Below are 16554 nucleotides of genomic sequence, written 5' to 3' on the forward strand. Positions count from 1 at the left end.
AGGGGTTCTCAATTTATGGAAACGGAAACCTATCTTGTTAAGGAAGCTAAAATTCATAGAAACAAACGAAAGCCCTTGCAAGATTTGACAACAAATAATGTCTCGTCTGGGCTTATATCCGCCATGCTGGCTATGACAGGACCGCCCGCCATTATCTTGGCAGGTGCAAATGCTGGGCATTTTACGCATACACAAACCATTTCTTGGATGTTTGCTGTGTATTTTTTTGGAGGATTATTCAGTATCATCTTCCCATTAATATATAAAATACCAATTACTGGTGCTCATTCATTATCTGGTGTTGCTTTTCTTGTTACAGTCACCCCATATTATTCATTTTCAGAATTAATAGGGTCCTATCTGATTTCAGGATTGATCATTTTTATCGTTGGAATTTCTGGCCTCTATACAAAGATTATGAAATGGTTTCCTAATGAAATCATTGCCGCAATGTTAGGTGGATTGGTCACAACCTATGTCGTTCATCTATTTACATCTGTTCATGATCTAATGATTGTTGGTTTACCAGCGATACTATGTTACTTCATTTTTATAAAATGGGTAAAACGTTTACCGGCTGTTCTTGGGGCGATTTGTACAGCTCTGCTTATAATACTCTTTACCCAAAACATTGAAATTTCAACAATGAGAACTGAGTATGTGTTTCCTGAAATTTTTAAACCTAAGTTCTCCATAATTGAAATCTTTACAATTTCAATACCACTGGCACTGCTTATATTAAGCAATGATGCGGCCCCAGGTATCGGTGCACTTGAAAGTACAAACTTTAAACCGCCGATTAAAAAAATAGTAGCGGCAAGCGGGATCTTTTCAATGGCAACAGCTTTCTTTGGAGGCCAAAGCGCTAATATTGCAGGAATGATGTCTGCCATTTGTGCGGATGGGGAGACAGGTCCCAAAGAGAAAAGGTATATGGCATCGATTGTCTCGGGTGTAATGATTCTTTTATTTGGTATATTTGCCTGGAAGATTGTTCCCTTTATTAAAGCTTTACCTGTATCGTTTGTAGCCATGTTGGCGGGATTTGCCCTTATTGGAGTACTTGGATCAAGTTTACAAATGGGTTTTTCAAGGAATAAATACCGTTTAAGTTCAACATTTGCTTTCGTCATAGCCTTATCAAACATTTCTATTTTTCATATAAGTGCGCCAGTATTAGCTTTAGTAATAGGTTCTTTAATTTCAAAATTCATTGTAAATAAGGAAGAGGGGGATACTCATTGTTAAATCTTCGTGAAAAATCGTTAGAGCTGCACAGAGTAAATCAAGGGAAGTTGGGAACGGAGATTAAAGTTCAAGTAAGTAATTCCGAAGAACTTAGTCTTGCATATTCACCGGGAGTCGCTGAACCTTGTATGGAAATTTATTCAGATGAAAATAAAGTTTATGATTATACGATGAAAGGGAATATGGTAGCAGTCATCACTAATGGAACAGCTGTTTTAGGACTAGGTAATATCGGGCCAAAAGCCGCACTGCCAGTGATGGAAGGAAAATGTATTTTATTTAAAAGCTTTGCAGGAATTGACGGATTTCCAATTTGCCTTAATACAACCGATATTGAACAGATAGTTGAAACCATTAAATTCATTGCCCCTTCATTCGGCGGTGTAAATATGGAAGATATTGCGGCACCTGATTGTTTTACTATTGAAGATCGATTAAAAAAAGAATTGGATATTCCTGTGTTTCATGATGATCAGCATGGAACAGCGATTGTAACTGCTGCCGGACTGGTTAATGCTTTAAAAATAGTCAAGAAATCAATGGCTGACATAAAAGTTGTTGTTAATGGTGCCGGGGCCGCCGGGATTGCTATCGTAAAATTATTAATTTCATTTGGTGTAAAAGATATCATTATGTGTGATTCCCAAGGAGCTATTTTTAAAGACCGTCCTAACGGAATGAATGATTTGAAAAATGAAATGGCCTGCTACACCAATCTCGATAATAAAAAGGGACAATTAAAAGATGTCATTATGAATACGGATGTATTTATTGGGGTTTCTAAAGCAGGTGTGCTCACAAAAGAAATGATTGAAAGTATGAATTCTGATCCAATTATTTTTGCTATGGCAAACCCTGATCCTGAGATCTCCCCCGTGGAAGCAAAGGTTGCGGGAGCTAGAATTATAGGTACGGGACGCTCAGACTATCCTAATCAGGTAAATAATGTATTAGCCTTTCCTGGGATTTTTCGTGGTGCATTAGAAGTGAGGGCAACCACTATTAATGAAGAAATGAAGATTGCTGCAGTCTATGCAATTGCATCTCTCATTTCCGAAGATGAGCTAGATGAGGACTATGTAATACCGAGTCCATTTAATAAACATGTTGCGCCGGCAGTAGCAGCTGCGGTCGCTGAAGCCGCAATGCAAACAGGTGCGGCAACGAAGAGGGTGGATTCGGAATATGTTCGTAAAAAGACCTGGGAGCAATCTTTAATCAGCAAGAAGTTAGAAAAGGTGTAATTTTAGTTAAACCATTAATTTAGTTAGTACTAACTAAATTAATGGTTAGATATATTTGAAAAACGGGAGGTAAAAGGATGAATAGGACTCCTGTTGTGATATTAAGCGGCTTTTTGGGAAGTGGAAAAACTACATTACTATTAAAAATGTTATCTAAATCCCAAAGTATGGGGGTGAACTATGCCGTATTAATTAATGAGCGGGGAAAGGTGGATATTGACGGGCTGCTCGTTTCAAAAAAATTTAATAATAGAAAAATAGAATCATTGCTGGGTGGGTGCATTTGCTGCAGCAAAAAAAGCGAAATTGCCCATAGTATTGATACACTATTACAAAACAAGCCCGATATCATTTTTATCGAGTTAACAGGAGTGGCCAATCCGAAAGAGGTCGCAAATACGTTAAACGAAAAGGAAATGATCGCCAAAGTAGAATTAAGAAGCATTATTACAATTGTAGATGCTGAGTTCTTTCTTAATGAAAAATCTCATGATTTCCAAGAAATGTTGCTTCATCAACTAGCATGTGCCAATCATATCGTTGTCAACAAAATGGACTTAGTTCAGCAGTGTTTAGCAGAAGAAGTAAAAAAGAATATAAGAAACAAGAATAATTCAGCACATATAGAAATTGCGGAGTTTGGGAACATCAATTTTGAACAGTTTTTAACGCGAATATCGTCCGCTAAACATATAAAACAGCTAAGTACTGATAAGGAAATGAGGCAGAAAACCAGCTACTCCAGTATGAGTACGTTGGTTTTGCCAAACGATCGGCCACTCTCAAAATCAGATATCGAACATTTTCTTACCAGACATGCCAGTCAGATCATTCGTGCCAAAGGGTTTGTTCAGATTTTCGAAGATGGGAAGACTACTCCTTATTTGGTGCAATATTCAGGTGTTAAAAGGGTAGAATGGAGCCCTGAATATGCAGAACAGTATTTTTTCATTTTAATAGGGATTGACCTGGATACTATTACATTAAAAAGGGAGTGGCTGCAGATGGTCGGCTCTCAAACGAACTGGTGTAGGACCTAGCAATGAAGGGGGACGGAAATTGGAGAAAAGAATATGGGAGCAATATTTAGATGAAAGGGACCAAAAAATTTATTCAGGTGCAGGGTTAGGGAAGGTAAACGGACTTGGTAAGAATCCAGCGCTAGTTATTATTGATGTTACGTATGGTTTTACCGGAGAAGAAGCAGAGGATATCGAGCAGTCGATTAAGAAATATCCGACTAGCTGCGGGGCAGATGCTTGGAAGTCGATTCCTCATATTAAGAATCTATTGAATGTCTGCAGAGAAGTTAATTTACCAATCTTTTATACTATTATTGAGGGGCATAAACATAATTCTAATGAAAAAACAGCCATAAAAGGGAATGTTTTTGGACACCCAACATTAATTGAAGGTGGGAAAGGTACCCAAATTGTTGAACCACTAAAACCAATTCCGGGAGAATTTGTTATCTCAAAGAAGAAGCCAAGTGCCTTTTTCGGAACACCATTCATTTCGTACTTAGTGGATCATAATATTGATACGCTAATTGTTACTGGTACAACAACAAGCGGTTGCGTTCGGGCATCAGTTGTTGATGCGTTTTCTTACAATTTAAACGTTGTCGTTCCTGAAGAATGTGTATTTGACCGTGGAATAACAACCCATGCAATGAATCTTTTTGATATGCAGCAAAAATACGCAGATGTACTGTCCACACATGAAGTTATTACGGAACTGAAGAAAAAAGTACAACATGCATAATTCCAAATATTAATTTTAGGGGGAAGCGTATGTTTGTTTCAAAACATGGTAACGAGATTTGGTTAATAGACCAATACCATCATGCAATACAAGCCGGGGAAGTCGCAGCCTATTGGGGAAATGATGAATTTGAGGCACCCTCTCCTTCGTTAATAACAGCTGTTGAGAAGCATGATATTGGCTGGGTTAAACCCGATAAAGAAGTTTTATTTGATGAAGAAACGGGAAGACCTATTAATTTTATCAATATTAATGTGAGGCAGCATGTCAGCTTTTATTCAAATGGTTATAATAAAGTGTTAGAAGAGGATCCTTATGCCGGAATGTTAGTCGGTATGCATTGGATTGGTTTATATACAAGCAGATTTGGTTACGATCCAACATTTACTTATAAAATTCCTGAAGACTTAAAGGAATTCATGCAAAATGTGGTTATTGAAACACAAAAGGAATGGATCAACGTCAAAATGAAATACTGGCAATTTAACGAAAAGCGCAGTGTGTTTGAAGATAAATTATGGATGGATTATGAGTTCTTACAATTGATGGATCGAATGTCACAGCTTGTCTCGCTAAATACTCATCATGATAAAGCTGAAGCAGTTCTTGGGCCGGTTCGTAAAAATCAAAATGGTGAAGGCATTCATATTTCAGTTCAACTCCCAGGTGATGGTTCGGTTGTAGTTGAGCCGTTTCCGTTTAAAGAAGAGTTTGAAACATCAGTAAGAGTGCGAAAAATCCATGATAGAAAATATGAGAGTCACGCTGACTTGCTCCAAGAAATAGAAAATGCCCCATATGAAGTTATGTCATGGAAAGTTAGAAAAAAATAGATTGGAGGGTATGATATGACAAGACCAAAATATGCAAAAGCAGCTGTATTAACAGGAAAAGAACAAATGGAAATTATGGAATTTCAAATTCCAGAGACGGGAGATAACGATGGTCTTTTACTTGTAGAGTCTTGTGGAGTATGTGGGCTTGATAGTGAAGGTTATTTACATGGAGGGAATGCTGTCTTTAATCTCCCTTGTGTGATTGGTCACGAAATTGTGGGCTACATCGATGAAATTGGGCTAGAAGCAGAAAAACGATGGAATGTACAAAAGGGAGACCGAGTTATTGTTGAGGAGTATATCCCATGCGGGCACTGTGATCCTTGTTTAACTGGAAATTATCATCTTTGCTTTGACTTAAGGTATGGAGCGATGAGCATCCATAATGAGAAAACGGCACTCTGGGGTGGCTTCGCAGAATATATGTATTTGCATCCCCATTCCATTATTCATAAGGTAAGCAAAAAAATACCTGCAGATCTATTAACTTTATTTATTCCAATTTCTAATGGTATTCATTGGGTTCAACAAGTAGGTAATACTACGGTTGGTGATACAGTCGTAATTCAGGGTCCAGGCCCAATGGGACTTGGAGCAGTAATTGGGGCTAAAGAAGCAGGGGCAGGAACCATTATCGTAACAGGGCTTGAAAAAGATTCACATCGACTTGAAATTGCCAAAGAGTTTGGTGCAACACATGTCCTCTATGCTGATAAACAAGATCTTGAAAAAGAAGTCTCGAAAATAACGAATGGTAAAATGGCTAACACTGTCATCAATGCTGCAACTACACCAATTCAATTTAAGGTATGTTTAGATCTTGCTGGATACCATGGGACCATTGTTCATTCTGGTACAGATCATTTTCTTACCAACGAAGTCATGTCAAGTAAAATAACATGGAAACTTTTAACGATTAAGGGTGTACTAGGCCGTCCGAAAAAAGCAGTAGGGGTTGCCTTAAAAATCATTGAATCTGGCCGTTATCCGTTAGAAAAAATGATTACACATGAATTTAACGTTTCTGAAGCATTTAAAGCTGTCAATACACACGCGAAAGGTTTAGATGGCTGTATACATGTAGCAGTATTAAATCCAGAAGCAAATAAGGAAGGGGAAAAAACATGTCAAAAAACTATCGAGTCGGTTTAATTGTACCCAGTTCTAACACTACAATGGAAACTGAAATTCCTGCCATGCTAAATAACCGAAAGGAATTGTTTACGGAGGAATCCTTTACCTTTCATTCTAGCAGAATGAGGATGATGCATGTCACGAAAGAGGAATTAAAAAAGATGGATCTTGATAGTGATCGCTGTGCCTTAGAACTCTCTGATGCTAAATGTGATGTGTTAGCCTATGCATGTTTAATTGCCATCATGTCACAGGGCCCTGGCTATCATGCATCCTCTGAAGATCGTTTATGTAAAGTAGTAAAAGGAAATAAAGATAATGCCCCAGTCGTTAGTAGTGCAGGTGCACTTATCGAAGGAATTAAAGAAATTGGTGCTAAGAAGGTTTCAATCATTACGCCATATATGAAGCCTCTAACGAATATGGTGATTGAATATTTAAATACGAGTGGGATTGAAGTCATTGACTCTATTAGTCTTGAAGTATCCGATAACCTAGAGGTAGGTAGATTGGATCCAATGAATCTAGTGAATCATGCAAGAAATTTAAATACGAACGGTGCGGATGCAGTTGTCTTGTCTGCATGTGTACAAATGCCATCACTTCCTGCCATCCAAATTGTAGAGGACGAAATTAGTCTTCCAGTTTTATCTGCTGCAACGGCCACGGTCTACCAAATCCTAAAAAATCTTGGTCTAACACCAGCTGTTCCAAATTCTGGGTGGTTATTAGCTGAAGAAAAATCTGTATTATCATAATTTTTATTAGGCTGTTCGGTAAGTGCCTTGCTCCCCCACCTTTTTTAAATAATTGTATTATTCTAATAAAAATTTGTGGAGGGGCCTGGTTCCTATTGTTAGGATAGTCTTATTTAAAGTTATTACTTACTTTGGTATTTGAAATTACTTTAATACCTTAAAACCCTTTCACTAATCCACAATTAAATATCAATCACTAACTCTTATGGTAATCAAATTGATAACTTATATAAAAAGGAGAATTTATATGAGTAAGCATGAGCCAGTCATTAAAGTTGAGCATCCTACTAGTAAAAAAACATTACCTTGGTACAGAGGGGCTACTAAATCACAATGGCATACTTTTTGGGCGGCCTTCTTTGGCTGGACGCTTGATGTAATGGATCTGATGCTGTATTCCATGGTGATTGTGTATATAATGAAGGATCTTCAGATGACTCAATCTGTTGCTGGAATAGTTGCCTCAGCAACTCTTATCGCATCAGCCTTAGGAGGAATAGTTTTTGGATTTGTAGCTGATAAATGGGGAAGAAAAAAATCAATGATTTGGAGCATCCTAATATATTCAGGAGCGACTGTATTGTGTGGTTTCTCAGAGACAGCAAATCAGTTAATGGTATTTCGGATGCTTGTTGGATTTGGTATGGGTGGGGAATGGTCGGCGGGTGCAGCCCTAGTAATTGAAACTTGGCCTGCCAAACATCGGTCTGTGGTAATGGCTTTTGTACAAAGTGGATTTGCGGTTGGTTACGCGCTGGCAGCTTTGATTTCCGCAATTGTTATTCCGATTTTTGGGTGGAATGGTGTCTTTTTTGTGGGAGTTCTTCCAGCTCTTCTGACGTTATGGGTACGCAAACATACACCAGAATCTCAAATGTGGCAAAACCAATCACGTCGCCTTTCAGCAAAAGAAACGACAAGGTTAATAATTGGAAACTATGGTTCAGTCACACTGGTTTGTATATCATTTACAATGTTTGCCATGTTAGGTTACTGGGGGTTGTTTACATGGCTACCTACTTATTTGTCTACTCCAATAGAAGAGGGTGGACCAGGACTTGATGTTATAAAAACATCGGCATGGGTTATAGTTTCGCAGATAGGTGCATGGTTGGGGTATATTTTATTTGGATTCATTGCAAGTAAAATTGGTAAGAAATCTACCTTTATTATCTTTTTTTCTATGTCAGCGGTATCTGTACCACTATATTTATTAATAAAAAACGAGCTGACTTTACTTTTTTTTGGAATGATCGTTGCTTTCTTTGGGACGGGATATCATAGTGGATTTGCTCCGACTTTTTCTTCCTTGTATCCAACGGAAATCAGGGCCACTGCCCAGGGTGTTATATATAACGTATCGAGGGGGATCAGTGCATTTGCTCCTTTTATTATTGGCTATATAGCAATGGAAAAAGGGCTCAGTGCAGCGCTTATGTTAACAGGAGGATTCTTTGCTATATCTAGCTTAATTGTACTTTTTTTCTTAAAAGAGCCAGAAGGTCTCATTGATGAAATGGATTTGTAATAGGCCTTAGAGAAATATTATTTAGACGAAAAAATGACTTGAAAATTCAAAATCTTTAATCTACTATATATTTAACATGTAACTACAATGTTTAAGGTAATTTTTAAAATGTATGTTAGTTAGTATTCACTAATATATTTGATTATATTAGTGAATTGATTTTTAAGACTATTCAGTTCGTTTTGGTTAAATAGTCTTATAGGCTAAAATAGATATAAGGGAGAGTATAATAATGGCAAAAATACTTGTGCATTTAACTCATGGGCCTTCATCGCCTACACAAGCAGATAGAGCCTTTCTTATTGCAAATACAGCTATAGAGGAAGGCCATCAGGTTTCAATGTTTTTAGCGGGGGCTGCTGTAGAACTAATTCGTGATGATAATTTAAATAAAACACTTGGAGTCGGCGAAACAGCTGTTAGGTTAAAAGATTCAGTGGAGAAAATCATTGAGGGCGGAGGAAAGATTGTATTATCGAAGGTTTCCTGTGGAGCAAGAGGTATAGTAGAAGCAGATTTAGAAGGGAAACAAGTCGAATTAGGAATGCCGAATGTACTTGTGAAAATGACAGTTGAAAATGATCGTGTTATTACCTATGGATAATCGATTTTTCGATAATAAAGGAACGTTAATTTATTATTACGTTAGTTAGTGCTAATAAGATTTTAAAGTAAGTGTTTACTAGATAGATATCAAGTAGTCTTAGAACAATCAATCATCCATTTAGACTTTTAAAATAGGGAGGAAAATATATCATGGAATTAAAGGGGAAGACAGAATTTAAACAGCCGGTAGATGTTATTTGGAATGCGCTACATAATCCGGAAGTTTTAAAAGAAGTGATTCCAGGTTGCCAAAAATTAGAGCTTATTGGTGAAAATGAATACGAAGTAGTTATGAAGCTAGGGGTTGCAGCGGTTAAGGGTGAATATGTAGGGAAAGTAAAGTTAGAGGATATCGAAAAGGATCGTTATTATGTGTTTAATGCCGAGGGAAGTGGTTCACCAGGGCATGTAAAAGCAAAAATGGACTGCAAGCTCAATCCTACTGAAAAAGGCTGCGTTCTTGATTGGGATTGCAATGCTGAAGTCGGAGGTATGATTGCAAGTGTTGGAAGTCGTGTTTTAGTTGGTATTGCTAAATTCATGGCAGGGAAGTTCTTTAAGGATATTGAGAAAAAGTCAGGAAAAAAAACAGTGAATAACTAATTTCCTACCTGACTTACAGGGGAGGTTTAAAAATGAAACCAGCAAAATTTGAATTTTTACGACCGGCGACGATTGAAGATGCGGTTCAATATTTAGCGGATTATGGGGAAGATGCAAAGATTATATCCGGAGGACAAAGTTTAATTCCTGTACTAAATATGCGGTTATCAACTCCGAAGTATTTAATCGATGTAAGTCGAATAAAAGAATTAAATTATATAAAAAAAGATAGTTCAGTTATTAAGATTGGCGCATTAACAAGACACTACGAGGTAGAAGAATCCGAATTAGTTAGAAAATATTGCCCACTGCTAACGGAGGGCATGAAAAATGTAGGCCATCCACAAATTCGGAGCCGCGGAACAATAGGAGGAAGCATTGCTCATGCCGATCCATCCGCTGAGTTACCATGCATCTTAAGTGCGCTCCGCGGAGAAATCGTGATTATTGGTCCAGATGGAGAAAGAACAGTGCCAACAGATGAATTCTTCCTCACCTATCTTCTAACATCGTTGGAACCGACCGAATTAGTGAAGGAGATAAGGTTTCCTATAATAAACGAAAATCATGGTACCGCTTTCATAGAAATGACTAGAAGACATGGTGACTTTGCTCTTGTCGAGGTGGCTTCAGTAGTTGGAATTGATGAACAAGGTAACTTTTCTTCCGTTCAATTAGCTGTTGGAGGTGCGGGACCAACCCCAATTGTCTTAGAGGACATTGAGGACTTTCTTATTGGGAAAGAACCAACAGAACATGTGATTGAGGAAGCTGTTGGTTCTATTAAAGACTATTTGGATCCTGAAGGTGACCTTCACTCCTCGGCGGAATATCGGATTCATTTAGCTTCAGTATTAACAAAGAGAGCATTACAGACAGCAATAAAAAGAGTTCCAAAGGGGATGATGGCATGACCCTAGAAAAGATTGAATTAACGGTCAATGGAAAAAAAGTAATTAAAGAAGTTGAATCGCGTCTGTTACTAGCCGACTTTTTGCGTGAAGAATTAAGATTAACAGGCACTCATCTAGGGTGTGAACATGGTGTTTGTGGGGCTTGCACAGTAAAAATGGATAATAGGCCGGTTCGTTCATGCTTAGTCTTTGCGGTCCAGGCAGATAAGGCTGAAATTGAAACTGTTGAATCGCTAATGGCGAAAGATGGTAAGCTTCATCCACTGCAACAGGCATTTTCAGATAACCATGCACTCCAATGTGGTTTTTGTACACCTGGATTTCTCATGTCTCTAGTATGTGATTTGGATAAAAATCCGTCTCAGGACGAAAATGAAATAAGAGAAATGATTTCTGGGAATCTATGTAGATGTACCGGATATACCAATATTATTAAGGCAGTCAAGCAGTATACAACAGAAAAAGTGTTAGAACAAAATGACGAAGGGCAAAAGAAAATAGCTGTAAAGTCATAACACGAAAGGATGTGAGGTGATGACAAAGTATGTTGGACAAAGTTATAAGCGAAAAGAAGATTATCGATTACTTACAGGTAAAAGTCAATTTGTCGCTGATATTAAGCTAACCGATATGGTAGAAGCAGTAGTGATTAGGAGCACGTATGCACATGCACTTATTAAAAATATTGATAAAACGGCTGCTGAAAAATTGCCTGGAGTTCAAGCCGTTATTATCGCAAGCGATATAGCAGGGAAGGTAAAACCTCTTCCTTCACTTTCAGAGTTTTCTTTACCAAAAAATTTATTAGATTCTATAAAACCTGTGATAAAATCTTGCCCTGAAGATTTGCTTGCGAAAAATCATGTAGTGTATGTGGGGCAACCAGTTGCAATCATTGTTGCTGAAGATAGATATATTGCTGAAGATGCAGCCGCATTAGTAAAAATTGAATATGAAGCTTTAAAGCCTGTAACAGACCCTTATGAGGGAATGGATGACGGTGCACCAACTATCCATCCCCATTTAGGCAATAATATTCAAGCACAATTTGATTTATCTATTGGTAACACCAAAGATGTATTTACTAAAGCGGACCATGTTTTAGAAACGAAAATCAAAACCCCTCGGGTAACTGCTAGTCCGATGGAAACACGTGGGGTTGTCGCGGAGTATGACACAAGATTAGATAGATTGGAAGTTTGGTCATCTACCCAAGTCAATTATATGGTGCGGACGAACTTATCCAAGCTATTAAGCCTGGATGAAAACAAAATAAGAGTGATTGCTCCTGATATGGGTGGGGGATTTGGGGCAAAATGTGCAGTATATCCTGAAGAAATTTTAATTCCATATTTAGCGAAGGTTTTAGAAAGACCTGTTCGATGGATTGAAGATCGATTAGAGCATATGATGAGTACCAGACATGCCCGGGATCAAATTCATAAAGTTAAAGTTGCTTATGAAAACGATGGTACAATCTTAGGAATACAAGATGAATTTGTTGTTGATAACGGGGCATATAATCCCTTATTGTTAACTGTTTCCTATAATACTGCTGCACATATGAGAGGGCTATATAAAATTGATCATTTTGACATTAAAGGGTACTGTGTGTTGACAAACAAAGCACCAAATATTGCATATCGCGGAGCTGGGCGTCCTGAAGCTGTTTATGTAATGGATCGTGTGATTGATATGATTGCTGAACAATTAGATGTGGATCCGATTGATATTATGCTGAAAAACATGATCAAGCATGAGGATATGCCCTACGATCAAGGAATGTACTATCGGGATGGTTTCAAAGTCATCTATGATAGCGGAGATTATCCAGCCAGTTTTAAGAAAGCTCTTAAATTAGCAGATTATGAAGCTTTCCGCAGTAACCAAAAAGAACTAAAAAGTCAGGGGAAGTACGTTGGAATTGGAATATCCTCGTATGTAGAAGGAACTGGGATTGGGCCATATGAAGGGGCAATTGTTCGTTTAGATGAAACAGGAAAGTTTATTGTGAGTGTAGGATCAACTCCACACGGACAAAGCCATGAAACAACATTCTCTCAAATATGTGCGGATGAATTAATGGTGAGCCCTGATGATGTTACCGTTAGGGCGGGCGATACAGATGTCGTTCCCTTCGGTATAGGAACTTTTGCAAGCCGCAGTGCAGTAACAGCTGGAAATGCCGTTCACATAGCTTCAAAAAAGTTACGTGGAAAAATCATTGAAATTGCAAGTGTTTTATTAGGGGAAAATATTGAACAATTAATATTAAAAAATGGGAAAATATTTAATCCGATAACACCAGATAAAATCGTCTCGCTTAACGATATCATTCAAGCATCAAGACCTGGGCAAAACTGTAAACTTCCGGAAGACATGGAACCGAACTTAGAAACTTCACATTATTTTTCACCTGAAACGGTTACGTATTCTTCTGGGTTTCATATTGCAATAGTCGAGGTTGACAAAGAAACAGGATACGTAACAATCCTAAAATATATCGTTGTAGATGATTGTGGAAGAATGTTAAACCCAATGATTGTGGCTGGACAAGTTCAAGGAGGCGTCGCACAAGGAATTGGCGCGGCTCTTTATGAAGAAATTGTCTATGATGATATCGGACAACTAATGACTGGTACATATATGGATTATTTAGTTCCTACATCCATAGAAATACCTGATGTTGTCATGGGTGAGGTAACATCTTTATCGACTAGAAATCCGATGGGTGTCAAAGGTGTAGGGGAAGCAGGAACCATTTCTCCGCCAGCAGCAATTGCTAATGCTGTAAGAGATGCCTTACATCCATTAAAAATTGAAATTACCGATTTGCCATTAAGCCCAAGTCGAATTTTTCATTTAATAAAGGAAGCAGAATTTCAACGACAACAATGAACTCATTAAAGATAAGATAAAAATTCAGGGAATCAGATGGAATCTCCCTCAATACAAACTGAGATTCCATCTGTCCCTAAAATATTAAATATTATAGCTTGAAATTTCTTCTTAGTTAGTAGATTATTTAATTCTTTTGAAAGGGCTTAAATAATTAATTAAATGAATAGGGGTGTTGCGGTTGAATCAATCTAATAATCTTAATGTAGTTAGTAGAAAACAAATGATTACAGCTATTAGTGCATCAATAGTAGGTTGGGCGTTTGATTTGTTTGATCTTTTTATACTCTTATTTGTTGCACCTACAATCGGAAAATTATTCTTTCCAACAAGTGACCCGATGTTTCAACTTGCAGCAACATATGCTTCTTTTGCGGTAACATTATTAATGCGGCCAGTTGGATCAGCTTTATTCGGCTCTTATGCGGATCGATATGGAAGAAAGCGAGCAATGATCATTGCGGTAGTTGGTGTAGGTGTTACTACGGCACTTTTTGGAACATTACCGACATACGGTAAAATTGGAATAGCAGCTACGGTGTTATTTATCATTTTACGATTAATTCAAGGGGTGTTCGTAGGAGGTGTTGTAGCATCTACACATACTATTGGAACTGAGACTGTTTCTCCTAAATACCGTGGATTAATGTCTGGGTTAATAGGAGGCGGTGGAGCGGGATTAGGTGCTTTAATGGCTTCTATAGTATTTCTTGCTGTTACATCACTTTTTCCAGGGCCTGAATTCGAGGTATGGGGCTGGAGAGTTATGTTCTTTACTGGGATTATTAGTTCTATTTTTGGTTTATTTATATTTAGATCACTTGAAGAGTCACCGGCATGGGTTCATGCTCAAAAAGAAAATAGTAAAGTAAATAAACCCCAAAAAACGCCCATACGGACACTTTTTAGCCGACAATATTTATTTACATTAATTGTAAATTTATTATTAACAATTGGTGGAGGAACAGCGTATTATCTTACAGCAGGATATCTTCCAACATTTCTCAAAGTGGTTAATGAAACATCATCTAACATTGTATCTGCTACTTTAATCATCACTAGCATTATAATGATAATATCAACTGCATTTGGAGGGTATATAAGTGATGTAATTGGGAGAAAAAAGACATTTTTAATTTCTGGTGTTATTTGTTTATTGGGGCTCCCACTACTTTTTAAGCAGTTGGGACAAGCTACTGATGGAACCTCGATTATAATATATGCATCTATTATAGTTTTTTTAGCACAGATAACATATGCTCCAACACTTATTTTTTTAAATGAAAGGTTCCCTACTGCTATTCGCTCAACCGGAACGGGGTTATCATGGAATCTTGGTTTCGCAATAGGAGGAACAATGCCAACTTTCGTTTCTTTAGCAAGTGAAACTCCGCAAAGCATTCCTGTGGTTATGGGCTACTTTTTTATTGGGGTTTTTATACTTTATTTAATAGGAAGTTTGATAATCCCAGAAACGAAAGGGAAAATGGTGGAATCTAATGAAAAGTTATCCCAAAACAGTGACTTTATAAGTAGTCGCTAATTGTCCGTAGGGACACCATATTTATTTTTGGCATAATCTTACCGCTCTCAATAAAGATCACCATTTGTTGCTATAATTCAGAACATTCACTCTATTATATATTGTGCCTCTTCTATTGACAATCAATATGCGCTTAAAATATTATTAGATTAAGCTATTAGTATTGAGGTGGTAATTTTGGTTGATAAGTTAGATACTAGTGATCGGCTCTTATATGCAGCAATTAATTTAATAGCTGAAAAGGGTTATAAAGCAGTTTCGACAAAAGAAATTGCAAAAGAAGCGTCTGTTAGTGAAATGACATTATATCGTCATTTCGGCACAAAACAAAGCGTTTTAGATGCGGCTATTGACCGATTCTATTATTCAGCTTCGATGCAAGAACTTTTTGAAAAAAATATTGTATGGAATTTAGAAAAAGATTTGTTGATGATAAGCGAATCTTATTATAAATTAATGAAGAAAAATCAAAAAATTATTCTTATCGCATTTAAAGAAGGGAATTCAATAGAAGGATTGTTTAATCAAATTAATAAACATCCACGTCAATTAAAGGAGCATCTAATTAGGTATTTTTTAGAAATGCAACAAAAAGGAAAGATACAATTCGAAGTCAATGTTGAAAGTTTGGCGATGGTTTATTTATATATGATGTATGGAGAGTTTGTTTCACGTAATTTTGTAGATGGACATCAAATAACTTCAATAGATGCTGATAAATTTATTAAAACTGTAGTTCAGTTATTTATAAGTGCACTGAAAGTAAAGGTTAGTAATTTATAACTTAATTGTGAGTTATTGCAAACTAACATAAAAATATAATTGGGGGAATACTTGAAAGCTATTGGCCGGAAGAATTTTAGTAGGATGTTAAACGATTGATAATGGCGGCTGGAGTAATTGTTTATATATCTTACTTGTGATGTATCTCGATCCTGATCCATTTCTTGTTCCTAGAGCACCTAAACAAAGTGAATACAACAAATGCGAAAGCCCGATTGAAATGAAGCTTTATAATGATCTTACCTTAAATGGGTATCAGGTTTTTACTCTAAGTATAAAGTTGGGCCATATCGTCCAGAAGCAGGTATGAATGAGGACTATCCTCACTTCCAACCGGTTTTAAGTAGACCGATTAACTGGGATCTTATTCGACAACAGTATGGACAAATCATTAAGTATGCAACTGTGTCAATTTCCTTTAAATTGCTAGCTTATGAAGCTAATCTAAACAATTTATGAATGAATTCTTTTTGATTTTGGGCAGACTTCATCCTTTGGTGAACTTGCTTCTTTTTGATCATACGCATCGCTTCTATTCCACTAAAAATATTCTTGGCTGTTCGAAAAGATTTCAATCCTAACATCGCACGAACACTCTTTTTAATAAAACGATGGTCTTGTTCCACGATGTTATTAAGATATTTTACCTGTCTTATTTGGATGCCTACGGGCATCTTTTTCTTGTGTGCCAGGCA

Annotated in this window: 16 protein-coding genes and 1 pseudogene; 16 read left to right on the top strand and 1 reads right to left on the bottom strand. The window is 37.1% G+C overall.

Features of this window, described 5'->3' with window-relative positions; translation table 11 throughout:
• Positions 1–15 precede the first annotated feature (15 nt).
• From J7J00_RS26850 to J7J00_RS26925, 16 genes and pseudogenes are all read left to right on the top strand, one after another.
• A complete protein-coding gene (locus J7J00_RS26850; RefSeq protein WP_214796123.1) occupies positions 16–1248 on the top strand; it encodes a benzoate/H(+) symporter BenE family transporter in 1233 nt (410 codons plus the stop codon).
• Positions 1242–2492 carry an NADP-dependent malic enzyme gene (ystJ, locus tag J7J00_RS26855; RefSeq protein WP_214796125.1) on the top strand — a complete coding sequence of 417 codons (1251 nt, stop codon included), beginning with the start codon at positions 1242–1244 and terminating at the stop codon, positions 2490–2492. Before J7J00_RS26850 ends, ystJ begins: the two co-directional genes overlap by 7 nt.
• A gap of 77 nt (positions 2493–2569) precedes the next feature.
• The gene (locus J7J00_RS26860) at positions 2570–3532 is read left to right on the top strand and encodes a CobW family GTP-binding protein (RefSeq protein ID WP_214796127.1); all 963 of its coding nucleotides are present in this window, start codon (positions 2570–2572) and stop codon (positions 3530–3532) included.
• Between the two features lie 19 nt (positions 3533–3551).
• Positions 3552–4256, top strand: a complete 705-nt coding sequence (locus tag J7J00_RS26865) for an isochorismatase family protein (RefSeq protein ID WP_214772901.1) — start codon at positions 3552–3554, stop codon at positions 4254–4256.
• 29 nt (positions 4257–4285) lie between these two features.
• On the top strand, positions 4286–5089 hold the full coding sequence (locus tag J7J00_RS26870; RefSeq protein WP_214796129.1) for a DUF3891 family protein: 804 nt from the start codon (positions 4286–4288) through the stop codon (positions 5087–5089).
• 15 nt (positions 5090–5104) lie between these two features.
• A complete protein-coding gene (locus J7J00_RS26875) occupies positions 5105–6244 on the top strand; it encodes a zinc-dependent alcohol dehydrogenase (RefSeq protein WP_214796131.1) in 1140 nt (379 codons plus the stop codon).
• Positions 6217–6984 (top strand): maleate cis-trans isomerase family protein, encoded by a 768-nt coding sequence (locus J7J00_RS26880; RefSeq protein ID WP_214796133.1) that lies wholly within the window; start codon positions 6217–6219, stop codon positions 6982–6984. The genes J7J00_RS26875 and J7J00_RS26880 overlap by 28 nt, the downstream gene beginning before the upstream one ends.
• A 247-nt stretch (positions 6985–7231) precedes the next feature.
• Positions 7232–8512 (top strand): MFS transporter, encoded by a 1281-nt coding sequence (locus tag J7J00_RS26885; protein ID WP_214796135.1) that lies wholly within the window; start codon positions 7232–7234, stop codon positions 8510–8512.
• A 232-nt stretch (positions 8513–8744) separates the two neighbouring features.
• Entirely contained in the window at positions 8745–9116 is a 372-nt protein-coding gene (locus J7J00_RS26890; protein WP_214796137.1) for a DsrE family protein, read from the top strand.
• Positions 9117–9268: 152 nt separating this feature from the next.
• A complete protein-coding gene (locus J7J00_RS26895; RefSeq protein WP_214796139.1) occupies positions 9269–9721 on the top strand; it encodes an SRPBCC family protein in 453 nt (150 codons plus the stop codon).
• A 32-nt stretch (positions 9722–9753) separates the two neighbouring features.
• A complete protein-coding gene (locus tag J7J00_RS26900; RefSeq protein WP_214796141.1) occupies positions 9754–10635 on the top strand; it encodes an FAD binding domain-containing protein in 882 nt (293 codons plus the stop codon).
• Positions 10632–11150 (top strand): (2Fe-2S)-binding protein, encoded by a 519-nt coding sequence (locus J7J00_RS26905; protein WP_214796143.1) that lies wholly within the window; start codon positions 10632–10634, stop codon positions 11148–11150. Before J7J00_RS26900 ends, J7J00_RS26905 begins: the two co-directional genes overlap by 4 nt.
• A 19-nt stretch (positions 11151–11169) precedes the next feature.
• On the top strand, positions 11170–13533 hold the full coding sequence (locus J7J00_RS26910; RefSeq protein ID WP_214796145.1) for a xanthine dehydrogenase family protein molybdopterin-binding subunit: 2364 nt from the start codon (positions 11170–11172) through the stop codon (positions 13531–13533).
• A gap of 181 nt (positions 13534–13714) precedes the next feature.
• Positions 13715–15076 (top strand): MFS transporter, encoded by a 1362-nt coding sequence (locus J7J00_RS26915; protein ID WP_286201603.1) that lies wholly within the window; start codon positions 13715–13717, stop codon positions 15074–15076.
• Positions 15077–15253: 177 nt separating this feature from the next.
• Positions 15254–15859 carry a TetR/AcrR family transcriptional regulator gene (locus J7J00_RS26920; RefSeq protein ID WP_251025332.1) on the top strand — a complete coding sequence of 202 codons (606 nt, stop codon included), beginning with the start codon at positions 15254–15256 and terminating at the stop codon, positions 15857–15859.
• A 288-nt stretch (positions 15860–16147) separates the two neighbouring features.
• A pseudogene (locus tag J7J00_RS26925) lies at positions 16148–16318 on the top strand (Tn3 family transposase); the annotation flags it as partial.
• Here the strand turns inward: J7J00_RS26925 and J7J00_RS26930 are convergent.
• Positions 16291–16554 (bottom strand): DDE-type integrase/transposase/recombinase (locus J7J00_RS26930; protein WP_214796147.1); only part of this gene is annotated, 264 nt, incomplete at its 5' end. The pseudogene J7J00_RS26925 and the gene J7J00_RS26930 overlap by 28 nt on opposite strands.

The sequence above is a fragment of the Bacillus sp. ISL-4 genome, assembly GCF_018613275.1.
In the GTDB taxonomy this organism is placed as follows: Bacteria; Bacillota; Bacilli; order Bacillales; family DSM-1321; genus Peribacillus; species Peribacillus simplex_E.

Excerpts from the sequence above, each read along its gene's own strand:
- J7J00_RS26850 (WP_214796123.1), top strand. The coding sequence starts at position 16 with ATGGAAACGGAAACCTATCTTGTTAAGGAAGCTAAAATTCATAGAAAC.
- J7J00_RS26860 (WP_214796127.1), top strand. The coding sequence starts at position 2,570 with ATGAATAGGACTCCTGTTGTGATATTAAGCGGCTTTTTGGGAAGTGGA.
- J7J00_RS26870 (WP_214796129.1), top strand. The coding sequence starts at position 4,286 with ATGTTTGTTTCAAAACATGGTAACGAGATTTGGTTAATAGACCAATAC.
- J7J00_RS26875 (WP_214796131.1), top strand. The coding sequence starts at position 5,105 with ATGACAAGACCAAAATATGCAAAAGCAGCTGTATTAACAGGAAAAGAA.
- J7J00_RS26880 (WP_214796133.1), top strand. The coding sequence starts at position 6,217 with ATGTCAAAAAACTATCGAGTCGGTTTAATTGTACCCAGTTCTAACACT.
- J7J00_RS26885 (WP_214796135.1), top strand. The coding sequence starts at position 7,232 with ATGAGTAAGCATGAGCCAGTCATTAAAGTTGAGCATCCTACTAGTAAA.
- J7J00_RS26890 (WP_214796137.1), top strand. The coding sequence starts at position 8,745 with ATGGCAAAAATACTTGTGCATTTAACTCATGGGCCTTCATCGCCTACA.
- J7J00_RS26895 (WP_214796139.1), top strand. The coding sequence starts at position 9,269 with ATGGAATTAAAGGGGAAGACAGAATTTAAACAGCCGGTAGATGTTATT.
- J7J00_RS26900 (WP_214796141.1), top strand. The coding sequence starts at position 9,754 with ATGAAACCAGCAAAATTTGAATTTTTACGACCGGCGACGATTGAAGAT.
- J7J00_RS26905 (WP_214796143.1), top strand. The coding sequence starts at position 10,632 with ATGACCCTAGAAAAGATTGAATTAACGGTCAATGGAAAAAAAGTAATT.
- J7J00_RS26910 (WP_214796145.1), top strand. The coding sequence starts at position 11,170 with ATGACAAAGTATGTTGGACAAAGTTATAAGCGAAAAGAAGATTATCGA.